Below are 24,205 nucleotides of genomic sequence, written 5' to 3'. Positions count from 1 at the left end.
ACACCACAGACCCCTCCTGCGCGATCAGAGTCGAAAGCCCAAAGTAAGCGCCCATCAGCACCACCCCCAGCACCGAGCCGATCACCCACAGCGGAGTGCCGCCAAACCGCCGCCGCCCGCCGACCATAACCGGCTGCCAGCGCGGCGAAATATCATCGTCCGGCCGGTTCTGCACGCGGCGCAGCGAGTCGTAAATCATTCCCCGCACCCGCGCCAATTCCACAGCGCCATTCGGGGCAGAGCGATACTGCCCTTCAAACCCGAGGCTCAGACAGGTCATCGCCAATTCCAAAAGCTGGAAATTCTGCGCCGGGGCTTGCAGCGCCTTCTCAACCTCTTGAAAGAACCCAACGCCCGAGGTGCGCCGGTTGAAAAACCGCGCCACCATCGAATATTGAATCCACAAATGCCGATCTGTGCCGGGGATATTCTGCACAATATCATCCGCCGTGCCGCACAGCAGATACTTCGCCACCTGCGTTTGATGCGCGTCCACGCCGCCTTTCAGACAGTTCTCCTCAAACCCTTCAATCTCGCGGGTGACGTATTCCATCAACGGAACCGCCTCCATTTCGACCATCTGAGTCCTGAGCCGACCGAACAAAATCAACAGATTAGCTGCCGCCGCCAGCATCGGGCTTTTCGGCCCACCAGCCCCCAAACCCGTGGCGACCAGCGCCTTGCGCAGATCAATCTTCGGCCCGGTATTGGCGTAATTGGTCGGCTGAGCGGTTGAGGCATCCGGGAAAAACTGATCCGGTTGCGCAAATGCCCCTGCGACTGGCCGAGGCGCAGGCTGTTGTCCAAATGGCTGCCCGCCAAACCCCGGAGAATTCCCCCCCGGATGCGTTGAAGATGCAGGCGGGATCGGTGCAAACCCGCCCTGACCCCCGCCAGCCGGAGCAGGTGCAGGCACGCCCCACGCATCTGCTTCCCCCGAAAACCCCGGGGATGAAGCCGGAGGCATCCCACCCTGCGGCCCAAACCCGCCCGGACCAAACGCCCCGCCACCCCCCGGCAACGCCCCACCGATCACGGTGCGCTCATTCGGGCTGACCTGTCGCTTGCCCCCCGGCATCGGCGACACCCCACCCGGCAGCGGCGAAGGCATCCCCATCCCGCCAATAACGGTCTTGTCCTTACCGTCGCCGCTGCCGCTCATGCCTTGGTCTCCACGATGGCCCAAAGTTCCATCTTCAGATCAGGCCAATCCCCTGCGAAATGCATCCCGATTGCGGGCGCTGTCGAGAACTCCCGCCACAAAGGTGAATTCTTCTCCAAAATGAAATACACATTCCGCGACACCGCCCGGATTTGCCTTGGTGGCGTCGGAATATGGATCAACTCGATCCCCGGAAGGTTGTTGTTCACAATCTCTGACATCCGGGTGTTCGGCCCCACCTTGCACAACAACGGAAACTGCTGCTGCACCAAGGTCAAAGCCCGCGAACTCTCCACCTCGACCACGAAGGTCGCATCGCGGAACAGGTTGCGATCCGGCACTTGCGCCAGATACGAATTCTGCCGCACCTGCACCAAATCCAACCGAGTCGCCCGCCCAACATCGCGCGACAGCAACCGCTGAATATCCCGCACCACAGGCTCCACCGAGCCCTTCAGATCGGCATGGTCATAGGCGTCATAGGGCGGCGCCAAGCGCTTATCCTGATCAAACGTCCACAACTCGCCCGAGAACCGCAGCAACTCCTCATACAGCCGCTCCGGGTGGACATACCGAGACTGCCGCAAATGCCTGAGCACGTTGATCTGCCGGTTCAAACACAGCAACATGAAGTAATCCGTCGCCTGCAACCCGCCCGCCGCCGACGGGTCCGCCGCATAGCGCGCCAGACTATCCAGCTTGGTCTCCACCCAGCCGATCACCCGGTCCAGCCAACCCAAAGCCACGCCATGCGCCGAGATCGTCAGCAAAGGCGGCGGAAACGCATCATCCAAAATCACCACATTGTCGCGCACTTCGACAATCCGCGCGATCTTGATGCACTGATAGCCGGGCTTCGCCGTCGCCCGAATGTCCAACTCCAACCGAGGCGAGGCCACCTCTATCTGCTGCTCCAACCGCAACGCAGAGGCGCTATCCGCCACGGTCTCTGCCCCCAGAACGTAGCGAGAGCCTGCCTCAGCCTCCATCGCCACTTCGCGCCCGTTCATCACCTGATCCGGCAGAGTCAGCCAAACGCCCATGCCATCCGACCCGGCAGGCACCTCCACCGCCCTCGGCAAAGGCGAAATCCCCGGCGCTTCAAACGGGGTGCCATCGGGGAAAATCCCCGCCACGCTCGCCAATTCAAGCCGTCCCTGCTGCAAACGGTCGCGATTGACCCGCATTTCCTCGATGCCCCAAGGATAAGGCGAGACATGCCGCACCCGCGCCTCGATCAGCTTTTCCACATAGCGATCACTCTGCTGCAAGTGGTGCGGCTGTAAAAACAGCCCTTCCTTCCACGCAACCTTGCTATACCAAGACATGCAAACCTCAATTCATCAAACATCAGGCCGGCGGGCAATTAGGCCCACAATACCGCTTCTAAATCTGCCACCTAGAAAAAACGACGGCGGCATAATGGAAAAAACTTGAGCGCAGTTTGCAGCGGCAGCCGCGCCGGAGCAAGCCCGAGATTGCCATATCGGTTTTCCACCCTAAGCTGACCCAGACTTTCCCTCAGCGGGCGACGCTGGTATGCAACGGTATGCGAATGACCCTGACCGAGATTTACCAAGCCGAAGTCACAGCAGACCGCCTGCGCGCTGATCCGGCTCAACTGGCACTGCTGCCGCAGATGGAAGACTTGCGGCTGTGGTTGGAAGCCAATGCCACCCGCAAAGTCGGCCTGTTCGCGGGGCTTTTCGCCAAGCCGGTGACGCCGCCGAAGGGGCTTTACCTGTGGGGCGGTGTGGGTCGCGGCAAATCCATGCTGATGGATTTGTTCTACGCAAATCTCGGCATCACCCAAAAACGCCGCGTGCATTTCCACGCCTTCATGCAGGAAATCCACCACGCCATGCACGAGGCCCGCAAGGGCGGCGTCGATGACGCGATCGCTCCGGTGGCCGATGCGATTATCCGCGACGTGCGCCTGTTGGCATTTGATGAAATGCAGATCACCGACATCACCGATGCGATGATCGTGGGGCGGTTGTTTGAGAAATTGCTGGCCGCAGGGGTGGTGATTATCACTACCTCCAACCGTCCGCCGGAAGATTTGTATAAAGACGGCCTTAGCCGCGCTCTGTTCCTGCCCTTCATCGCCATGCTGCGCGAGCGTTTAGAGGTCGAAGAAATCGCCTCACCCAACGACTACCGCCAACACCGCCTGACCGGGGCGCAGGTATATTTTCACCCCGCAGGCAAGGCTAAAACCGAAATCAACGCGATCTGGCGCGATCTAACTGGCGGAGCCGCTGGTGAACCCCTCCGCCTCCCCGTCAACGGCCGCGAAACCATCTTGCCGCGCTTCGCCAACGGCATTGGTCGCGCGACGTTCTGGGAGCTTTGCGCCAAACCCCTTGGCCCCGCTGATTTCCTCGCCATCGCGAGTGCAGTCCGAGTGCTGATCCTCGAAGATATCCCCCAACTTTCCGCCAGCAACTACAACGAGGCCAAACGCTTCGTCATCCTGATCGACGCGCTTTATGAGGCAAAAACCAAACTGATCTGCTCGGCGGCGGACGAACCCGAGCGCCTTTATATCGAAGGCTCCGGCAGCTTCGAGTTTGAACGCACCGCCAGCCGTCTGCGCGAAATGCAAGCCGCCGACTGGGGGCAATAACTCAGTCGCTGCGCGCTGGGCCAGCGAAGCCGGGGGTCTTACACCCCCAAGCCAGATTGGCCCCGGGCCAAACTGGCCTGACCCCCGTGGAGAATTTCCACCAAGATGAAGACAATTTAACTAAAATTTGCTTTCGCATTGGCTCAAATATCCCGCAGGGGTCCGGGGGTGTGAAACCCCCGGTTCAACCGAACGAAAGGGCGAAAACGTTAAGTTTCTCTTAAAAGCACCGGGTCAACATACTGACATAAGAGCAAAATTTGCTCCCAAGTTGGGAGCCTACCCAAACGCCTGCCACAACAACCGCAACGCCATCGCCGTCGATGTCACCACCAGCAACGGCTTGATCAGCCGCGCCCCAATTCGCATCGCAAGCTTTGCCCCCAAAGCTGCCCCGGCAATCTGACCCGCCGCCATCGCAAAGCCCACGCCCCACCACGTCGCCCCACTCCACGCGAACACCGCGAGCGAACCGATATTCGAGGCGAAGTTCAGCATCTTGGTGTGGGCGGTCGCCTTCAAAACCCCAAACCCCGCCAGCATCACAAACGCCAGCATTAAGAAGCTGCCAGTTCCCGGCCCGAAGAAACCGTCATAGGCGGCGATCATAGGCACCGCAGTAAACGTGAACACCGCAGGCTTAATCCGCTCCACCCGATCCAGATCGGTCAGCCCGGGTTTGAAGGCAAAGAACAACGCCACCGCGACCAAGATCACAGGCATGATAATCCGCAGCACCTCGGCAGGCATAAAATGTGCCACCAGCGCGCCCAGCGCGCCAGCAACAGCCGCGACCGCCGCCATCCCCAACTGATCGAGCGGCTTTACATGCCCCGCCCGGGCGTAGGCCAGCACAGCCGTGCCAGCTCCGAAACTGCCTTGCAGTTTATTGGTCGCCAAAGCCTCAATAGGCGACGCCCCCGCAAGCAGCAGCGCAGGCACCGAGATCAAGCCGCCCCCGCCCGCAATCGCATCGACAAACCCCGCAATGAAGGCAGCGCAGGCCAGCAGCAGCACCAGATGAGTGGCGATTTCGAACATCGAATGCTCCGCTTACAGCTCAAACCGGCGGCTGATCTTGCCGACCTTGCGGCCATCGGCCAACGCCCATTCCGGCTGCGCTGCATAATCGACAAAGCCGCGCCGGGCGTAATAGGCCAGCCCTGCGACATTGTCGGCGCGAATGGTGGCGTTCAAAACCTTCAGGCCAGCGGCGCGGGCAGCAGTCAGGCTCGCCTCAAACAACGCCGCCCCAATGCCACGCGCTTGCAGACCCGGTTGCACGAAGGTGCCGATATCAGCCCAACCCTCGGCCAGACCCGGCCGTTGCCCAACCACCTGAAAACCCAACACCTGTCCTGCGTCGTCAGCCAACTGACACGAAATTACCGAAGCCCCGGTGATATAGCTTTCCAAAATCTGCCCAATACTGCGCGGCTGCTCATAGGCGGTGGTGCCGCCGATCTTGATAATCTCATTCTGCAAGGCAGTCATCGCGGCGGCGTCTTGCGGGGTCGCTGGTCGGATGATCACAGAACGAACTCCTCACGGGCATAGCCCTGTATATAGAGCAGCGCCGTCAGATCGCCGTGGTTCACCCGGATATCGCATTGCGCCGCAACCGCAGGCTTCGCGTGCAGCGCCACGCCAGCCCCCGCCAGCCCGAGCATCCCCAGATCGTTCGCCCCATCGCCCACCGCAATCGCATCGGCCACGCTGATACCCAGCTTTGCCGTGATCTCCTCCAGCGCCGTCACCTTCGCGGCGCGCCCCAAGATCGGTTCCGCCACTTGGCCCGTCAGCTTGCTATCCTCAATAAGCAGGATATTGGCGCGGTTTTCGTCAAACCCCAGAACCCCTGCAATCGCAGAGGTAAAGGCGGTAAACCCCCCCGACACCAGAGCCGCATAGGCTCCATTCGCCTTCATCGTCGCCAACAACTGCGGCCCACCGGGCGTCAACGTAATCCGGTCGCGCACCACTGCCGCGATCACCGTGGCAGGCAGACCTTTCAGCAAGCCCACCCGTTCGCGCAAAGCCGCGTCAAAATCCAACTCGCCATTCATCGCCCGCGCGGTAATCCCGGCGACCAGCGTGCCAAAGCCCGCCTCATCGGCAAGTTCGTCAATACATTCCTGCTCGATCATCGTGCTGTCCATATCGGCGATCAGCAGCTTTTTCCGCCGCCCTTCCGCCACCTGCACCACCAGATCAACGCCCATGCCCTGCAAGCCCTGCCACACATCCCACCGGTTCGCAGGCATCGCCTCCAACGCAAATTCCGCCGCCACGCCGGGGTCGAGCCACACCGCATCGCCGCCGCCCCAAGCGTTGCGCAACGACTCTACCGTCACGCGGTCAAGCACGGGTCGATTGGGATTGGTCAGCAGGGTGGCTACAAACATGAGGTTTCCGATAGTGGAGATGCGTGTCGGTTTTCGCAGATGATGCGCCGGAATAGCGCGATTATCTGGCTTGCACCACCCCGGTTTGGCCAATATGCACGGCAGTGGGACACCCTTCCCCAACGAAGGGCATTTATCTGTGAGGATACCATGGCTGATCTACCCGCCCCGGCAACGCGTCCGGCAAACCCGCGCTTTTCTTCTGGCCCTTGTGCCAAAATCCCCGGTTATACCCTTGATATGCTTGGTGATGCGCCCTTGGGCCGCTCGCACCGTGCCTCTGTTGGCAAGGCCAAGCTGAAACAGGCGATTGACCTTACCCGTGAAATTCTTGGCGTTCCCGCCGACTACCGCATCGGCATCGTGCCCGGTTCGGATACCGGCGCGGTTGAAATGGCGATGTGGTCGCTGCTCGGTGCGCGTCCCGTCGAGATGCTGGCTTGGGAGTCGTTCGGCGAGGGCTGGATCACCGATGTGGTCAAACAACTGAAACTGGATGCGAAGGTCAAAATCGCCCCCTACGGCCAGATCGTTGATTTCGCCACCGTCGATTTCAACAGCGACGTGGTGTTCACATGGAACGGCACCACCTCGGGTTGCCGTCTGCCCAACGCCGACGCAATCCCCGCAGACCGCCAAGGTCTGACGATCTGCGACGCCACCTCTGCCGCCTTTGCGATGGATCTGGATTGGGCGAAGTTAGATGTGACCACCTTCTCCTGGCAGAAAGTGCTCGGCGGCGAAGGCGCGCACGGGATGATTATTCTGAGCCCCCGCGCGGTCGAGCGGTTGGAAAGCAACACCCCCGCATGGCCTTTGCCGAAGATTTTCCGCATGACCAGCAAAGGCAAAGTCATCGAAGGCATCTTTGTCGGTGAGACGATCAACACCCCGTCGATGCTGGCGGTTGAAGATTACCTCGTGTCGCTGAAATGGGCGCAGTCGGTGGGCGGATTGAACGGCCTCGTCAACCGCGCCACTGCCAACGCGAAAGTGGTCTGGGATTTCTGCGCCGCAAATCCGTGGCTACAAAACCTTGCCGAAACCCCGGCGATTGCCTCGACGACCAGCGTTTGCCTGAAGTTCAACGACCCTCGCATCAAAGATGGTGAGGCTTTCGCCAAAGCCGTCGCCAAGCGGCTGGAGCAGGCCAAGGTCGCCTATGACATTGGCGCTTACCGCGATGCCCCGGCGGGTCTGCGCATCTGGTGCGGCTCTACGGTGGAAACTGCCGATGTGGCAGCCCTGATGCCGTGGCTCGCTCATGCCTTCCACGCGGAAATCGCCGCACAAGTTTGAACGGGACGGCGGGTTAGCCCCGCCTTTCCCAATCCGCAGGCTCCGCCCTGCGATCCCTTATAATCATAGGACATTCACATGGCCCCCCGCGTACTCGTATCTGACGAACTCTCCGAAACCGCTGTGCAAATCTTCCGCGACCGCGGGATCGAAGTTGATTACATGCCCAAGCTGGGCAAAGATAAAGACGCCCTCGCGGCGATTATCCATCAATATGATGGCCTTGCCATTCGCTCGGCCACCAAGGTCACCGACAAGCTGCTTAGCCTAGCCACCAACCTGAAAGTGGTCGGTCGCGCGGGCATTGGTGTCGATAACGTCGATATTCCTGCCGCGTCGAAAAAAGGCGTGATCGTGATGAACACGCCGTTTGGCAACTCTATCACCACCGCCGAACATGCCATCGCAATGATGTTCGCCGTCGCTCGTCAACTGCCCGAAGCCAACGCCAGCACACATGCCGGTAAATGGGAGAAATCCCGCTTCATGGGGGTGGAGTTGTTCAACAAAACCCTCGGCGTGATCGGTGCGGGCAACATCGGCGGCATCGTCTGCAACCGCGCTGTCGGCCTGCATATGAAGGTTGTCGCCTACGATCCCTTCCTGTCGGATGAGCGCGCCAAGACGCTTGGTGTGACGAAAGTTGAACTCGATGAACTGCTGCACCGCGCCGATTTCATCACCCTGCATGTGCCGTTGACCGATAAAACCCGCAACATCCTCTCGGCGGAAAACCTCGCCAAAACCAAAAAGGGCGTCCGTATCATCAACTGCGCGCGCGGCGGTCTGATTGACGAAGCGGCCTTGGTTGAGGCGCTGAAATCCGGCCAAGTCGCTGGTGCCGCGCTGGATGTGTTTGAGACTGAACCGGCCTCCGAGAATCCGCTGTTCAACATGCCGAACGTGGTTTGCACCCCGCATCTGGGCGCAGCCACAACCGAGGCGCAAGAGAACGTCGCCTTGCAAGTGGCTGAACAAATGTCGGATTATCTGCTGACCGGCGCTGTGCAGAACGCTTTGAACATGCCGAACGTGACAGCTGAAGAAGCCGCCGTGATGGGGCCATGGATCAAACTCGCGTCGCATTTGGGTGCCTTCATCGGCCAGATGACCGAGGAGCCGATCAAGGCGATCAATATCCTTTATGATGGCACGGTTGCGGGGATGAACCTCGCGGCGCTGAACTCTGCAGTGATCGCGGGTGTTCTGAAAACCCAAAACCCTGATGTAAACCTCGTCTCGGCGCCGGTTGTCGCTAAAGATAAGGGCATCCAAATCTCCACCACGCGCCAAGATAAGACCGGTGTGTTTGACGCCTATATCAAGGTGACGATGGTGACGGACACGCGTGAGCGTTCGGTGGCTGGCACCTGCTTCAGCGATGGCAAACCGCGCTTCATTCAAATCAAAGGCATCAACATTGACGCCGAAATCGGCGCGCATATGCTGTACACCACCAACGACGACGTGCCGGGGATTATCGGTTTGCTTGGCATGACGATGGGCAAAAACGGTGTCAACATCGCCAACTTTACGCTTGGTCGCGCGGGCGTCGGGCAAGAAGCCATCGCCATTCTCTATCTGGATCAAGCGATTGACCCGAAGGTGATCGACACGCTGGAATCGACCGGCATGTTCCAGCAGGTGAAAGCTCTGCAATTCGAAGTGGCATAAAGCTGACTTGCGCTTTGGCTTTGCCACAAATATCCAGCAGAGGTCGGGGGCGTAAAGCCCCCGGCCTTTGCTTTAAGAGGTGCGTATGAGAACCTATGCCATCGGCGATATCCACGGCCACATTGAGCTGCTGCGAGAGGTTCACGCGTGGATCGCCGCCGATCAGGCCAAGCATGGTGCCGCCCCGATCGTGCATGTGGGTGATCTGGTTGATCGCGGCCCCGACAGCCGTGGGGTGATCGAATATCTGCGCGCGGGCATCGAGGCTGGGCAAGATTGGGTGGTGCTGAAAGGCAATCACGACCGGATGTTCTCAAACTACATCCGCGACATTAATTACCACGACCCCTGTCTGCGCCGGGATTATGGCTATCTGCATCCCAAAATAGGTGGCGTAGCAACATTGGCGTCTTACGGTGTGAAAAACGCAGCCGACCGCCCGCTTGCCCCGGTCCATGCAGAGGCTGTGGCGGCCGTTCCCGAAGCCCATCTCACATTCCTCGAAGCCCGTCCGATTTATTACCAACGCGGCGAAGTGACGTTCGTCCACGCAGGCATCCGCCCCGGCATCCGGATTGAACAGCAAACTGAGGATGATCTGGTTTGGATCCGCAAAGGCTTTCTTGAGGATACCCGCGATTTCGGCGACCTGATCGTGCATGGCCACACCGCCTTGGACGCGCCGACGAATTACGGCAACCGCGTCAATATCGACTCCAGCGCGGCCTATGGCGGCCCGTTGACGGCGGTGGTTCTGGAGGGGCGCGAGGTGTTCAACCTGCTCGGTTCAAGGCGTGAACCTATTTTGCCAAGTGCGCGTCCTTAAAATCCGGCGGATTTCCATACTAGACGGATTTCATGGCGCGTGCTTGATAGCACGCATGAACAGCCGTTTACCCTACATCCTGACCTTCCTTGTCGTTGCGGTCGCCGCTTGGCTCGAATGGATGAACGGTCGCATCCTGATCTGCAAATGCGGTTATGTGAAACTTTGGCACGGTGTGGTGTTTTCATCCGAGAACTCGCAACACCTCACCGACTGGTATACCCCCTCTCACCTTCTGCACGGCATCCTGTTTTATGCAGCGACGTGGTTGATCCTGCGGCGTCTGGGCGTCGGTTGGCGTCTGCTGATTGCCATGCTGATCGAAGCCGGGTGGGAGCTGCTGGAAAACTCCAGCTTCATCATCGAACGCTACCGGGCAGTGACAATCTCGCTCGATTACTTTGGCGACTCCGTGATCAACTCGGTCAGCGATATGCTGGCAATGGCGGTCGGCTTCTGGTTGGCGCGGCGGTTGCCAATCTGGGCCAGCCTCGCGCTGATCGTCGGGTTTGAGACGCTGACCATTATCCTGATCCGTGACGGTCTGGCGCTGAATATCCTGATGCTGTTGTATCCGCTGGACAGCGTGCGCGATTGGCAAGCCGCCTTGGGTCACTAGGCTTCAACGTGTTAGCGCGCGTAAGGGTCCACCAAAGCCGCGATAACCTTGCCTGAGCACGCACCAAAACCAATCCGACAGCCATCTCCCAAAGCCGCACCGCGCAAAGTTAGCGTATCGTTATCCTCAATGAAACTACGCACTCCGCCCGCAATCGCAAACGGCTCTTTGCCGCCCCAAGACAGTTCTAACAGACTGCCGCGACTGTCCTGCGCCGCCCCGGAAATCGTCCCAGACCCCAGCAGATCGCCGACATTCATCGCGCAGCCGCTGCTGGTGTGATGCGCCAACAACTGCGCTGCCGAATAATACATCTCAGCATAATTCGTCCGGCTGACCACAGTTTCCGCGCCGCCTTCAGGCGTCAAACCAACCTCAAGCCCGATGTTGTAAAGCATTGGCCCCGGCTCGACCAAATAAGGCAAGAGCGCAACCTCGCGAGGGGGCGTCGCAACCCGGAACGGCTCCAACGCCGCCTTCATCACGATCCATGCGCTTAAGCTGGTCGCCGTTGCCTTGCCCTGAAATGGCCCGAGCGGTTGTTGTTCCCAGCCCTGAATATCTCTTGCAGACCAATCGTTTAGCAACACGAAACCAAAGATCATCGCATCGGCTTCGGCAACCGTGACCGGCTGGCCATGCGTCGATGCCTGCCCGACAATCGCGCCAATCTCCAACTCCATATCGAACCGCCGCGATGGCGCGAAAACCGGCGTGTCAAACTTCGAGCCCTTAATCTGACCCCACGGGCGACGCACCTCCGTGCCGGAAATCACCACAGTCGAGGCGCGGCCGTTATACCCAATCGGCATATGCAGCCAGTTCCGCGGCAGCGCATCATCTACGCCCTGCGATATCGTGCCGACGTTGCTGGCATGGTGACGACCCGAGTAGAAATCGGTGTATTCGGCGACAATGAACGGTAGGTGCAACACCACATCGGCCATCGGCACCAAATGATCCTCAACCACCCAACGCTTGCTGGCACCTTCGACCAGCATCGCGGTGACCTGCTTGCGAAACTCGGCCCAAACCATAGGACCAGCCTCCATCAATTCATTCCAGAACGGCCCCTCGAACAGCGGTTGATCCGCCAGTTTCAGCAAGCCTTCGGCCTCTAGCGCGCTGATATCGAGTATGAAATCACCAATCGCCACGCCACAGCGCCCCGGCTCATCCCCCACCGAAAACACCCCGCAAGGCAAATTGTTGAGCGGAAAATCAGTGGCAGCAGTGTTGGCGCTTTCGACCCAAGATTTCATCAGTTTCACAGCTTACAGTCCCTCTTAGCGGTTCATTGCCCGCAGATTAACCAACGCACCCAAGCTGAGCAGGCCAGTGACGCAAACGATCACCCAGAAAAAACCGCGCTGACCCATAGCCTCAAGAAACGGCGACATTAGCAGCGGAGCCGACACGCCGCCAACCAAACCCGCAGCGATGATGCTTGGTGCGACATAAGAATGATCGCCCATTTTGCGGGTGGCGGTAACATATTCGGTGGGGAAAAACATGCCGGCAAAGAATCCCAAGCCGATAAATCCGATGCCGGGCAACCACATCGCCGCGATCAAGGCTGATGCGCATGCGCCGAACAGAGATAGCGTGAAAAACGTAAATGCTGGCAGCAATTGCGCTGCGAACATCAAGCAAACCCGCGCCGCGAGGAACGCCAAGAAGAATGCCGATAACAGTTGGGCGGCGGCGGTCTCGGACAAGCCCGCGTTGATCAAGGCGGTGGGGCCAAGCCCAGTCAAACAAGCCTCAACACTGATAGCCACAGCGCCAAAGATCAGGATCGGAAGATGCAGGCGAAACGGTGCGGTTGCGGTGTGAATCGCTGCTGTTTCAGCGCGCCCAGCAGGCCCGGCGCAAATCGTAATCACCACGCCAATCACTGCGCAAACTGTGTAGGACAGCACCGGACTATTGCCGAGCAGCACGAACACCAGCGGCGCTCCAATCGCACCAAGGCCAAACGTCGCGTTCAGCAGGCTAAGCATTGCCGGACCGCGCAGCCCAAACGCGCGCAACATGCGCGGGTTGAACAACGCGGTCGCACAGCCGTAACCCGCACCAAACAGCACAGCGCCGAGCACGGTCATCCACCAGCTGAACGCCAGCGCCATCAACCCCACGCCGAGGCTCATCGCGCCGACCACCAAGCGCGGAGTGGCGCGCGGACCGACAAAAAACATCGCCGCCACGCCAAGCGCGCAGCCGATCCAATGTGCCGAAATCAACAGCCCCGCCGTACCGATGCTGATCCCAAAGCCGCGCGCAAACACCGGCAGCGCCGGACCATACAGCGCGGTGCCTGCCCCCATAAGAATAAACGTCGCAATGCTGATCACGAGTAGCGCCGCGTTGGTCTTGATCATGTCACGCAAAATACTCTCCGGATTGCCGCGCTCGGTGTCCACTGCCCGCACGTCACTGTCAACCGCAGGCGGTTGCGAAACGGCGCATATTGGCGACGGTTGGACTCAGTTTGACGATGACTTGATGCGGAAATTTATATGGCCGCTTTCCATACGGAATATGGCCGCTTTATGGGTCAGTAAGCTTTGATTAACACTTACCGCAATCGCACCTTAGCTCTCGCCGATCTACCCATCGCGTCGATCACTGAAAGCGTGATAAATCCACGGCCTAAACTGCTTAACATCGTCTCCCGCGACCCTAATGAAATTGCTACAGGCACGCCATTGGCCAACCAAGTATAGGGTGCTTTACCCCCGGAAACCCGCACCAGAAGCCCCTCCGGCAGCATCTCTACTTCCGCACCATCCGGGGGAAATGCCACCGCTGGCGCATCCTTTTCGGGCATGAAAGCCGCGTTTCTGTTACGGAATTTGCGCAAGGGTTGCGGCAGTTCTGCGTTTGAAACCAATAGGGTAGCAGGCGGAGCCTCTGGCTGAGGGTCCAGATCAGGCTTCAACCGCGCAAACGCCTGAAACAAAACCGGCGCCGCCAAGTCCGCCCCAAACGCCCCGGGCACTGGCGTACCATCCGGGCGGCCCATCCAAACGCCAATGACGTTACGACCATCAAAGCCAATCGCCCAAGCATCGCGGTGGCCGTAGCTGGTGCCAGTCTTGTAAGCCAGCCGATTTTCAGGCGCTCCCGGTGGCGGTGCCAACCCCGCCAGAATATCGCCAACCTGCCACGCCGCCGAGGCCGACAACACACGTTGCCCTTCGTCGCGCTGCCCCTGCATATGGTGCGTTAGAGGCAGTCCGACGCCACCCCTTGCAATAGCGGCGTAAAGTTGCACCATATCCTCTAGGCTGACCCCTATACCGCCCAAGGAAATCGCCAACCCCGGCTGACCCCCGGGAAGGTCATATTTCACACCTGCTTTATCGAGTGCTGCCAACAGCTTAGCGGGCCCAAGCGCATCCGTCAGCGCCACCACCGGAATGTTCAAAGACTCTTGCAAAGCTTCTCGGATGCGAATGGTGCCGCGAAACTGCCGGTCAAAATTCTGCGGCTTGTAACCGTTAAAATCCGTCGGTTTATCGTCTATCAAAGTCTCGGGATGGGCCAATCCTTCGTCGAATGCGAGCCCATATATCAATGGCTTAAGCGTCGATCCGGGGCTTCTGATTGCCCGCGTCATATCAACAAATCCGGCCCTGCGATCCGCCTTGAACGCCGCAGACCCGACCGATGCCAGCACCTCGCCCGAGGCATGATCCGCCACCACAATCGCCACTTGCAGCCGATCACCTCGACTCGCCACCACATCGGAAGCCAACCGCTCCAATTTGGTCTGCAAGGTCTTGTCCAGCGTCAGTTGATGCCGCTTAAGTCCCTGTTCTTCCGCAACAATCCGATCCGATATATGCGGAGCCAGCGCGGGAAACGGGCGTCTGACCGAAGGAACCACCTCTGTCCGCGCCGCTTTCATTTGTTCATCGTCAATCAACCCATCGCGCAAAGCTCGAGCCAAAACCCTATCCCTAGCGTCCGTCGCGCGTTCGACCGAACGATCCGGCCTGCGCGTCTCGGGGCTTTGCGGAATGGCCACCAACAACGCCGCTTCAGCCGGAGTAAGTCGCAAAGGTTCTTTGCCGAAATATGAAAGCGCCGCCGCCCGAATACCTTCCAGATTGCCGCCGTAAGGCGCAAGGTGCAGATAAAGCAAAAGAATTTCTTGTTTCGACAGCCGCCGCTCTAGCGCGAGCGCCACCCGCATCTGCCGAAGTTTGCCGTCAATTTGCCCGGTCGTACCTTCCTCCAACAACCGCGCTACCTGCATCGTCAGGGTTGAGCCGCCGGAAACGATGTGGCCATTCCAAGCCGCTTGCAAAACCGCCCGCAGCAAGGCTTGTATATCAACGCCGTCATGTCGAAAAAACCGTTTGTCTTCATAGGCTAACAATGCGGCGATATAACCCGGATCCACATCCGAAAGCGCCAGATCCATCCGCCAGCGGCCGTCTGCCACCGTATAGGCGCGCAGCAATGCGCCATTGCGGTCAAGCACCTCGACAGAGGTTTCCACCTGCAAAGGCGGCAAGACAGTAGCATCAACCCATTGACTAATCTTGTCATTAGATAAGGCGGCGAGCCCAAGGCTCGCCGCCAATACAAAGAGAAACTTCGCGCCCATCACTCAGAAATTGTGACCGTGCCTGCGTCGGTCCGGCCAGTTAGGTCGGGCCGATACATATCCTCAACCGACGCGGCAGGCTGATGGAACGTACCGGGCGAGATAGCGCGAACGATGTAGGCCAGCCGGAAGGTTTCATTGCTATAACGGTCAATCGCCGTCAAGAAACGGTCCTGCCGGAACTCGCTATGCGCAACTTCGGTTTCAAGATTAAGTTCGGACAAGGCTTCTGCCCCGGACGACATCAGGTTGGGATTGTCGATTTCAAACCCAGCAGGCAACGGGTCATTGACCATCAGCCGAGCCTCACCCCGCCCGAACGGAGTCACTTCCAGCACGGTGATCAGGCGCGTCCCGACTTTCAACCCTTCTAAAGTCGTCGCGGTGCCATCCATGGTGTAATAGTTCCGCACGATGGCGTAGCCGCTGCCGCCCGCAGGTTCAGGCTCGGATGGCACACCATAAGTGGTGACGGTAAGGGTTGTATCACTGTCACTGGTATTTTTGACCACCACCGGCGCGGTATTTACTGCATCCAGCACCTTCACCAGCGGGCCGGAAGCGGGCGCGCCGTCGATCAGAATGCCATCGGCTCCCTTACGATCAATCAGCGCGTTCGCGGCCAATAGCGCCCAAGAGGCTTCCTGCGTCGAGAGAGTCGAGGTGGTCGAGATGCGCGAAATCAGCACTTCTTGATCGACTGCTTTTGAACCTGATTCTGCGGCCAAGGCCAAAACCACCGCTGCATCGCGGTAGTTGGTGCCGTAATCGGCGCGGAAAATCTGCTCTTTCTCTGGACCTTTCAAAGCTGCCAGCGCAACACCAGCCCGACGGAACATTGCATCAGCGCGGGGTTGATCGCCATAACTGGCCAAAGCCGCGCCAAGTTGCGCCATTGCTGCCGGAGTGCTGAACGCATCGCCCTTCACATCTGCGTAATAGCGCAGGTCGCCAATGGCCGCAGCACCTTCACGGGCCAGAACCATCAGCGCGTAAGCCAACGCTTCACCGCCGCTATCGAAGTCGGCTTGGTAGTTCACTTGGTTGCGCAGGTTATCCAAAGCGTTGCGGAAAGCCTGATCTGGCACCGCATAACCGCGGGCTTTCGCTCGGCTGAGGAAGTCGGTCACGAAGGCATCCAGCCAGAAATCGCCGCCATTCTCGATCGGTCCCCACAGGCCGAAAGAGCCGTTGGAGGATTGGTTGGTCAACACTTCCTCAACTGCCTGCTCGACGCGCAGTTTGATATTGTCTGCTCCGGGAAGATCCATCGCAGCGGCAACTTGGTCGAAATACAGCAGCGGTAGCGCCTTTGAAGTAATTTGCTCGGTGCAGCCGTAGGGGTAAGCATCCAAGGCAGCCAGCACGCCCGGAGCGTTCAAGCGAGCGATCGGGCCGACGGCCATAGTCGCTTTGCCCGAGCCGGGGATCAGCCCAGTGAAGGCGTTCGAGTCGAAGGTGAATTCTTGGCCCTTCTTCAGGTCAAGACGCGACACCCGCACCACAGCCGGATCGTTGATTTGCACGGGTACGGTCAAGGTTTTTTTCAAAACCTTGCCGTCTGGCGTGGTTAAAGCAACTTCAATCGTTTGATTGCCTACAGCGCCTGCGGTCACCGGGACGGCGAAGGTGGCTTTGGCTTTGTCACCAAGATCAAAACCAGAAGGCACGTCACCAAGTTTCAGCCCCGACGTGGACACGTCCAACGACATACGGCCCGACGGCCCAGTGGCGTGGACAATTTCCAGCAGCACACGCGATGTGTCACCCGGTTGCAGGAAACGCGGCAGCGAGGCCGTGACCACCACTGGATCACGTACCAGAACGTCAGCGTTGGCTTGGCCGACACCTTTCTTCGACCACGCCACCGCCATCACTTTGACGGTGCCGTTGAACGAAGGCAGCGTGAACGAGGTGCGCGCGTAACCGTCTTTGTCAACTTGAACCGGACCGGTGAAATAGGCGACCAGTTCCTCTGTCGGAGGCGGCGCTTGCAGGCGTGCTTGCGCCCCCGCATCGCCACCCGAGCGGACCGTACCTTCAGCGCCATTCATGCCGTCAATCAGACGACCATAAATGTCACGAATGGCGACGCCGAGCTTGCGCTGGCCGAAGTAGTGGTCTTGTGGGTTTGGCGGTTGAAAGCCGGTCAGGTTCAGAATGCCCTGATCCACGGCGGCGATGGTAACATAAGCGGTATCGCCAGCCTCAACGCCTTCAACTTTTACTGCCACTTCAAGGGGTCCACGAGGGTTCGCTTCGGCCGCTGTCTCCACCGTTGCTTTCAGCGCACGCTTACCGGGGTCAATGCTGGCATGGGTCAGCCCCAACGCCCGAGCCGGGTTGCGGCCCGCCGCCACATCCATCGGACGCAGCACCGAAGCGGTGACATACACACCCGCGCCCCACTCATCAGTGACGGTCAGCGGAATGATGTTTTCACCTTCCGTCACCTCAACCGCCTGCATCGACACCAAGCGGTTCGATAGCACGGTGATCAAAGCTGTGCCTGCCGCACGCGGAACGATGCGCAACGTGGCGGTATCACCAGATTTGTAAGCCGGTTTGTCTAGCGAAAGTTCTAGCGTATCGGGGGAATCTGTGGCGTCAGCAGGCGCATACCAGCCTGCATAAAAGCTGGTTGAACTTGCCGCTGGCGCGCCATCGGTGCGTTCTACCAGCACTTCATACTCACCCCATTGCACGGCGGCAGAGATTTTCTGTGGCTCTGCACCCAAATCAGCGGTACCTTCGGCAACCTTGGTACGGCTGGTTACGGGCTCCCAATTCCACGAGCTATTGTTCTGATACCATTGGTAATTTATCTCAATCCGCGTGATGGTCCATTTGACCTTCATCGGCGCGGCTTTGGACTCGGCGTTGATGCCGACCAGGCTGAAAGCTGCCTCAGCGCCTTCAGGCACCACGTCGTCAAACAGCGGCTTGATACCTATCAAGTCACACGACGGTGCCAGCAGTTTGTCGATCCGACGTTCAACCGGACGGCCCGAACCTTCCGCGACGCGGACAGTGGCGCGCATTTCCAGCGGGCGACCGGGGTCTTCGACCTCGGGAAGCGACAAATCCACGATGGCTTTGCCATCCGCATCGGTGCGGATATCGCCGAAAGACGAAAGTTGCGCGTCAAACGGCGCGTCGTAGCGTCCGAAGACATAACCCGGCCAAGCCTCAAGTTCCTTGGCTGCGCGCAGCAGAACTTCGCCCTCAATCGCCAAGTCAGCACCGGGCGCGCCGAACAGGTATTTCGCATCGACCGTTACTTGCGGCACGTCGCCGAGACGGATCGGTTGATCTGCCAACGCCAAGGTGAAGTCGATACGTTCTGGTAAGAAGTCTTCCACCAGAACGGTTTGCGTGGTCAAAGCTGCGGCTTCCAGATCAGCGTAAACCTCCAGCGTCCAGACGCCGCGCGGAGCGTTGCCACCGATTGGCATAGCGAATACGTGACCACCCGCACCCGCGTCATTCATTTGCGCACGGGAGTATTCAACGCCATCCGGGCGCTTCAAAATTGCCGTCAGCGGCAAGCCCTCAATCGCCGTCGTTTCGGCATCGCGGCTAAGGGCGGTGGCGTAGATCGTCTCACCGGCGCGATAGGCACCGCGATCGGTGGTCAGGAACACATCAACCGGAGGCGACGCTTCACGCCCGGCCACGCCGCGATCAGACAGGTCAAATTCAGGATCGGTCAGCGACAGGAAAGCCAAGTCTGCAGCATCATGTGCCACAATCATTGCAGGCGCTTGCCCGCCGGTGCCCAAAGCCAGTGCGGCGTCGAACTTTGCATAGCCCTGCGCGTCAGTTTTCACCGATGCCAAAACTTCGTTTGTGGTCGACAGCAAATCAACGGTCACACCATTTTCAGCCGCTGCCGTACCAAGGCTGCGGACAAATACGTGCAAGCCATCAACGCCCGACATCGTGGTCAGACCTAGGTCGGACACGACAAACCATTGCCACCCCGCCGGAACCACATATGGATCAACGCCGGGAACTGCCGCACGCAGAGCATAGACGCCTGGAGGCTGGTCTTTCAGCGCCTCATCCAACGGCAGGCGCGTGGTGACATCGACGTTGATGTCTTGCTTAACAGACCCTGTGCCCGTCCAGATTTCCGAGCCGATTTGACTGGAAAAATCATACTCTTGATAGTCAGCCATCGGCGTGCCGAAATAGCCACTTTGCAACGAGCGCAGAAGGTTACGGTCAGTGACGTGATACAGCGAAAGATCCAGCTTCGCGGTATTGACGGTCTCAACCGGGATGGAGGCAGCACCGGTGCGGGGCAGCACGTAGCCGCGACCGGGGAATCGCACGCCGGGATTGCGGTCACGCACATAAGCCGTGATGTCGATGGATTTCGCCAAGCTCTGGCCATCCGCGGCTTGAAGCCCCTCACGGAAGGTGATGGAATTGCGCGATCCGAAGGTCACGCCCTCGACGCAGAGCTGCTGCCAGCCGTCAGTGGTGACGGTCAGACCGGCATCGGCAAGTTGCACATAGCTGGCATAATCAACGCCAGATTTCGCCAAATTCTCGGAAAAATTCACGCAGATACGCGGACGAGCGGTATCGGTCTGCACCACGTTGTCAACAATGCGGAAGCCGTATTTGCCGATCGCATCATCCAAGGCCAAAGCAGTATCGTCGCGCGGCTGTAGCGCCTGCGCCAAACGCAAGGCTTGCACCTTGTCACGACCGCGGTCGATTTTCTCGAGCGTGTTGCCCATCGTCAGCAGAATTGTATGCTGTTGTGGCTTGTTGTCTGCGCGCAGGTAAGCGTTGACTGACGCGTAATAAGAACGGTCAAAAAAGCCGCGCTGATTATCGGAGGAAGCTTCGCCAGCGGCAAACAGCAGCCGTGCATATTCGGCCCAACCATCCGCAGAATCGGTCAGATTAAGCGCGGCACCGGCGTAATTGCTCGCCAACGCCACATCGCCTTTTGCCTCTGCATCAGCCGCGGCCTTTAGGTGATCTTCTGCCGAGTAGCCATTTGTGGTGTGGGTATTGGCCAACTGAGCGGCTTGCTCGGTTATCCCGCTAAGCTCCCAGTCTTGCACGAAGTTAAGTTCGACACGGCGAGCCTTGGCGCGATCCTCTGCCGCTTTGTCAGCGTCAATCACATAGCCGGAATAAGCACCGTCAAATGCCGCCGCCTCACCAATTTTCGATTTCGGAAAGCAAGAGCCATTTCGGGTGTTGAACGTAAAAGCTTTGCACAGCGTGTTGGTTACGCAAGCGCGTTGGCAGGCGTCCAAGGTGGTATCGAAAATCGACGCTATATCGCCACCCGGCATGTCGGTGTTTTCGCTAAGAACCAGGCGTTTGACAGGGATCAGATCCTGCGCCGTCACCGGCATCGCCGAGAAAATAAATAAAGCTGCAAACGCACCCGTAAAGGCACGACCCAAATCAAAATGCATCGCGGGAAAATCCTCCTGAAATCAGAACGTCAACTGTCGCATGCGCACCGCCGGGTTGGCAAGGTTTCTGATCCCGACAACGAGACGCGTCATATTAATCTGCGATTCACTTTGTTGCGCCAGATTGAGTAACGACTCGGCGCTACCGCGCAGGATGTGAACGGGACTGGTATGGATTTTGCGGAAAGGCTTGCAAAAGAACGGCGGGCACGGCTTGCAGCCGAACGTCTGCTTGAACACAAAAGCCGAGAGCTTTTTGCGGCAAATGCGAAGCTTGGTCTGCACGCGCGTGCGCTGTCTGACGAGATAGTCGCTCAGCGCCAAGTGGTGAAAACCGCGTTGACCGAGGCTGAGCAATTAAAGGGCGAGCAATCGCGATTTGTGCAAGAACTGGATCGCGCGCATACCGTCGCCGTTATGGCAGAGCGGAGGCTTTGGGACAGCATCAACACCATCAAAGACGGCTTTGCGGTGTTTGATGGTAACCAACAGCTTATCACCGCAAATGCCGCTTATCTTTCAACCTTCAGCGACCCCGAAATCGCGCCCGGGCTGGCCTATGTTGATCTGTTGTGCATCGCCGCCGAGGGTGAAAACATCGAACGCGGCGATCGCACCGCTGACGTTTGGGTTGCCGACATGCTGGCGCGTTGGGACGAAGATATAATCGACCCCGTCACCGTTCAATTCAAGAATGGCACTTGGGTGCGCTTGGTTGATCAGCGCGCGCGCGATGGCGACATGGTCAGTCTTGCGCTTGATATCACCGAACAAATGCGAATTTGGGCCGCCATAGAGGCTATTCCCGATGGATTCGTGCTTTTTGACAGAGAGGAACGACTTTTGGCCTGCAATCAACGCTACCGCGACATTTATGCGACTTCGGCGCCTGCGATTGTCGCGGGAGCAAAATTTGAGGAGATTCTGCGTTACGGCTTGGCGCATGGCCAGCAAATCGACGCCAAAGGCAGAGAAGCTCAGTGGCTGTCCGAGCGATTGTTTCAGCATCGCAACCCGGGCGGTCCGGTTGAGCAGCAGCTGTCTGACGGTCGCTGGATCAGGGCGCAAGATCACGTCACACCGGATGGCGGTCGCGTCGGATTGCGCATGGATATTACGCATTTGAAAGAACAGCAGGTTGCGCTGGAGGCTGCGCGCATCGCAGCTGAAGCCGCAAGTCGTGCGAAATCAGCCTTCCTCGCCAACATGAGCCATGAAATTCGCACGCCGATGAACGGGGTGGTCGGCATGGCGGAACTGCTATGTGACACCTCACTGTCCGAAGAACAGCGGCTGTTTGCGGAAACCATCCGCTCATCTGGCGAGGCGTTGCTGGTGATCATAAATGATATCCTCGATTTCTCTAAGATTGAGGCGGAACGGCTGACGTTGCATCCCGAACCTTTCGATCTCGAACGTACGATCCACGAGATTGCCATGCTGCTGCAGCCTTCGGCGCGGCAGAAAGGGCTGGATTTGATGATTGATTTCGACATGTTCCTGCCGACGCGGTTCATCGGCGATCCGGGTCGTTTGCGGCAAGTTCTGACCAATCTGATCGGCAATGCGGTAAAGTTCACCGACAGCGGCCATGTGCTTGTCCGCGTTGTTGGGCTTGAAGGCAACGCTGGCAGCCACGATCTGCATATCACCGTGGAAGACACCGGCATTGGCATCGCGCCAGGAAACCTAGCGCATATTTTTGGCGAGTTTAATCAGGTGGAAAGTCAGTCAAATCGCAAGTTCGAGGGCACCGGTCTTGGGCTCGCGATCACCAAAAGACTGGTTGAGCGTATGCGGGGAGAGATTTGGGTCGATAGCGAACTGGGTAAGGGCGCCTCTTTCGGTTTCCGCATTGCATTGCCAGATGCCGAAGATTCTGAAGAACCGCGTCTGCCCAATGCGGTAAAGCATGTTCTCGTCGTCGATGATCAGTTCATCAACCGCACCATTCTCGAACGGCAGTTGGTGCCATGTGGCATCACCGTTACGCTATGTCGGTCGGGGGCAGAGGCGCTTCTTGCGCTAGAGACAACCACCTTTGACGCCATCATAACCGATCATGAAATGCCTGAGATGAATGGCCTGACCTTGGCGGCCCGTATTCGCGCCAAGGGCGTGGACACCCCGATTTTGCTACTGTCTTCAAATCCTGCCCAAGCTAGGGAACATCACGGGGCCGAGCATTTGGCAGCTACTTTGCAAAAACCGCTGCTGCGTGCTGATCTTTACCGACGGCTGCAGTCGCTGGCTGTCCCGGTGCTTGAACCGGCACCGATTGTTGACACTGCTTCGGATGGGCACAGACGGCAAATGCGCGTTTTGACCGCTGAGGACAATCGCACCAATCAATTGGTATTCCAGAAAATGGTTCGTGATCTGGATATAGAACTAGTCTTTGCCGCAAATGGGGTTGAGGCCGTGGCGCTGTTCGAAAGCTTTAAACCAGATTTGATCTTTATGGATATCTCGATGCCCGAAATGGATGGACGTGACGCGGCAAGGGCCATTCGCGCCTTGGAAGGTGGGAAAACTCATGTGCCGATGGTGGCCTTGACGGCACATGCGGTGGATGGCGATGCCGAGGGCATCCTCGCTTCCGGCATCGACCGCTATATGACGAAATCGCTGCGTAAGGGTGCGATCACGGAAACGCTGCTAATTTATTGCCCGAGTTTCGTGCGGCCAATCTGTGCTGCTGAACAGGCGGCTTAAGCTGCGGCTGCGACTTGGCGCGAGAAGACCAGCCGCTCAGGTGCGGATTGTGCCAAATGAGACTGTGCCAAATCAGACTGTGCGGCATTGAATTGATAGCCGTACATATCAAAGCCTCGCAAATCCGCGGGGTCAGTCAAGTGATGCTGGCAAATGAATCGTGCCATCGCGCCGCGGGCTTTCTTTGACCAAAAGCTGACAACCTTTGCGTCACCGTCGCGTTCTTCCAAAAACACCGGCGTGACCACACGCAGCTTTAGCGTCTTCAGATCAACTGCGCGGAAATACTCCGCCGAGGCGCAGTTGACCAAAATCTTTGCCTCTTGTTCGGCGGCCAAAGCGTTCAGCGAGCGGGCAATTTTGCTGCCCCAATAGCTGTATAAATCCGGGCCCTTCTTATTTACGAGCTTGCTGCCCATTTCCAACCGATACGGCTGTATCGCATCCAGCGGACGCAGAAGCCCGTATAATCCTGACAATATCCGCAAATGTCCCTGCGCCCAATACAGCGTATCGGCGTCCATCTGCCGTGCTTCAAGACCGACGTAAGTGTCACCGTCAAAGGTGAAAGCAGCAGGCTGTCCACTAGCACCGGCTCGATATGCCTTGAATCGCTCAAAGTTCAGCTGTCCCAAAGCGGGGGAGATATCCATCAGCGCACAGAGATCATGCGCACTAAGCTCGCGCGCGGTCTGTGCGAGACGCAGCGCATCGGCGGTGAATTCTGGCACCGTTGGGGTGAATCCTTCAGCGTGGTGCGCTGTTTCGTTCAGGCGTTTTGCCGGGGAAATTACGGTCAGCATAGCGGGCT

General features: G+C 58.5%; 16 protein-coding genes. 6 read left to right on the top strand and 10 right to left on the bottom strand.

Features of this window, described 5'->3' with window-relative positions; translation table 11 throughout:
• Positions 1-1,162, bottom strand: a 1,162-nt coding sequence (icmH, locus tag JWS10_RS02540) for a type IVB secretion system protein IcmH/DotU (protein WP_299504453.1), incomplete at its 3' end; no start/stop codon positions are given.
• Entirely contained in the window at positions 1,159-2,490 is a 1,332-nt protein-coding gene (tssK, locus tag JWS10_RS02535; RefSeq protein ID WP_299504450.1) for a type VI secretion system baseplate subunit TssK, read from the bottom strand. The genes tssK and icmH, both read right to left, overlap by 4 nt.
• 221 nt (positions 2,491-2,711) lie before the next feature.
• Here tssK and zapE point away from each other — a divergent pair, with 221 nt between their 5' ends.
• Positions 2,712-3,791, top strand: coding sequence for a cell division protein ZapE (gene zapE / locus JWS10_RS02530; protein ID WP_299504447.1), 1,080 nt, complete (start codon positions 2,712-2,714; stop codon positions 3,789-3,791).
• A gap of 279 nt (positions 3,792-4,070) precedes the next feature.
• Here the strand turns inward: zapE and JWS10_RS02525 are convergent, their stop codons facing one another.
• Genes JWS10_RS02525 through serB form a run of 3 tightly spaced genes read right to left on the bottom strand, consistent with a single transcriptional unit; the run spans position 4,071 to position 6,196 of the window.
• The gene (locus tag JWS10_RS02525; protein WP_299504444.1) at positions 4,071-4,832 is read right to left on the bottom strand and encodes a TSUP family transporter; all 762 of its coding nucleotides are present in this window, start codon (positions 4,830-4,832) and stop codon (positions 4,071-4,073) included.
• Between the two features lie 12 nt (positions 4,833-4,844).
• Entirely contained in the window at positions 4,845-5,324 is a 480-nt protein-coding gene (locus tag JWS10_RS02520; RefSeq protein ID WP_299504441.1) for a GNAT family N-acetyltransferase, read from the bottom strand.
• A complete protein-coding gene (gene serB, locus JWS10_RS02515; protein WP_299476693.1) occupies positions 5,321-6,196 on the bottom strand; it encodes a phosphoserine phosphatase SerB in 876 nt (291 codons plus the stop codon). Before serB ends, JWS10_RS02520 begins: the two co-directional genes overlap by 4 nt.
• A gap of 150 nt (positions 6,197-6,346) precedes the next feature.
• Here serB and JWS10_RS02510 point away from each other — a divergent pair, with 150 nt between their 5' ends.
• From JWS10_RS02510 to JWS10_RS02495, 4 genes are all read left to right on the top strand, one after another.
• Positions 6,347-7,495 carry a phosphoserine transaminase gene (locus JWS10_RS02510; protein ID WP_299504438.1) on the top strand — a complete coding sequence of 383 codons (1,149 nt, stop codon included), beginning with the start codon at positions 6,347-6,349 and terminating at the stop codon, positions 7,493-7,495.
• A 78-nt stretch (positions 7,496-7,573) separates the two neighbouring features.
• Positions 7,574-9,169 (top strand): phosphoglycerate dehydrogenase, encoded by a 1,596-nt coding sequence (gene serA, locus JWS10_RS02505; RefSeq protein ID WP_299504435.1) that lies wholly within the window; start codon positions 7,574-7,576, stop codon positions 9,167-9,169.
• A gap of 85 nt (positions 9,170-9,254) precedes the next feature.
• A complete protein-coding gene (locus JWS10_RS02500) occupies positions 9,255-9,995 on the top strand; it encodes a metallophosphoesterase (protein WP_299504432.1) in 741 nt (246 codons plus the stop codon).
• A 55-nt stretch (positions 9,996-10,050) separates the two neighbouring features.
• Positions 10,051-10,614: a DUF2585 domain-containing protein gene (locus tag JWS10_RS02495; RefSeq protein WP_299476704.1), complete on the top strand. Its 564-nt coding sequence runs from the start codon at positions 10,051-10,053 to the stop codon at positions 10,612-10,614.
• A gap of 11 nt (positions 10,615-10,625) precedes the next feature.
• Here JWS10_RS02495 and fahA read toward each other — a convergent pair whose 3' ends face one another.
• The 4 genes from fahA to JWS10_RS02475 all read right to left on the bottom strand — a co-directional run bounded on the left by fahA (position 10,626) and on the right by JWS10_RS02475 (position 20,616).
• Positions 10,626-11,885, bottom strand: a complete 1,260-nt coding sequence (gene fahA / locus JWS10_RS02490; protein WP_299504429.1) for a fumarylacetoacetase — start codon at positions 11,883-11,885, stop codon at positions 10,626-10,628.
• Between the two features lie 15 nt (positions 11,886-11,900).
• Positions 11,901-13,004, bottom strand: coding sequence for a hypothetical protein (locus JWS10_RS02485; RefSeq protein WP_299504426.1), 1,104 nt, complete (start codon positions 13,002-13,004; stop codon positions 11,901-11,903).
• A 188-nt stretch (positions 13,005-13,192) separates the two neighbouring features.
• Positions 13,193-15,235 carry a penicillin-binding protein 1C gene (pbpC, locus tag JWS10_RS02480; RefSeq protein WP_299504424.1) on the bottom strand — a complete coding sequence of 681 codons (2,043 nt, stop codon included), beginning with the start codon at positions 15,233-15,235 and terminating at the stop codon, positions 13,193-13,195.
• Positions 15,232-20,616, bottom strand: coding sequence for an alpha-2-macroglobulin family protein (locus JWS10_RS02475; RefSeq protein ID WP_299504456.1), 5,385 nt, complete (start codon positions 20,614-20,616; stop codon positions 15,232-15,234). The genes pbpC and JWS10_RS02475 overlap by 4 nt, the downstream gene beginning before the upstream one ends.
• A gap of 234 nt (positions 20,617-20,850) precedes the next feature.
• On the opposite strand from JWS10_RS02475, the gene JWS10_RS02470 reads away from it, so the two are divergent.
• Complete coding sequence (locus JWS10_RS02470) at positions 20,851-23,394, top strand: response regulator (RefSeq protein WP_299504421.1); 2,544 nt, start codon at positions 20,851-20,853, stop codon at positions 23,392-23,394.
• On the opposite strand, the gene yaaA is transcribed toward JWS10_RS02470, so the two are convergent.
• The gene (yaaA, locus tag JWS10_RS02465; RefSeq protein WP_299504419.1) at positions 23,391-24,197 is read right to left on the bottom strand and encodes a peroxide stress protein YaaA; all 807 of its coding nucleotides are present in this window, start codon (positions 24,195-24,197) and stop codon (positions 23,391-23,393) included. The two genes, JWS10_RS02470 and yaaA, sit on opposite strands and share 4 nt — an antisense overlap.
• Positions 24,198-24,205 lie beyond the last annotated feature (8 nt).

This window comes from Cypionkella sp., from assembly GCF_028290025.1.
GTDB lineage: Bacteria > Pseudomonadota > Alphaproteobacteria > Rhodobacterales > Rhodobacteraceae > Cypionkella.
This window is presented reverse-complemented; position numbering and strand designations above follow the sequence as displayed.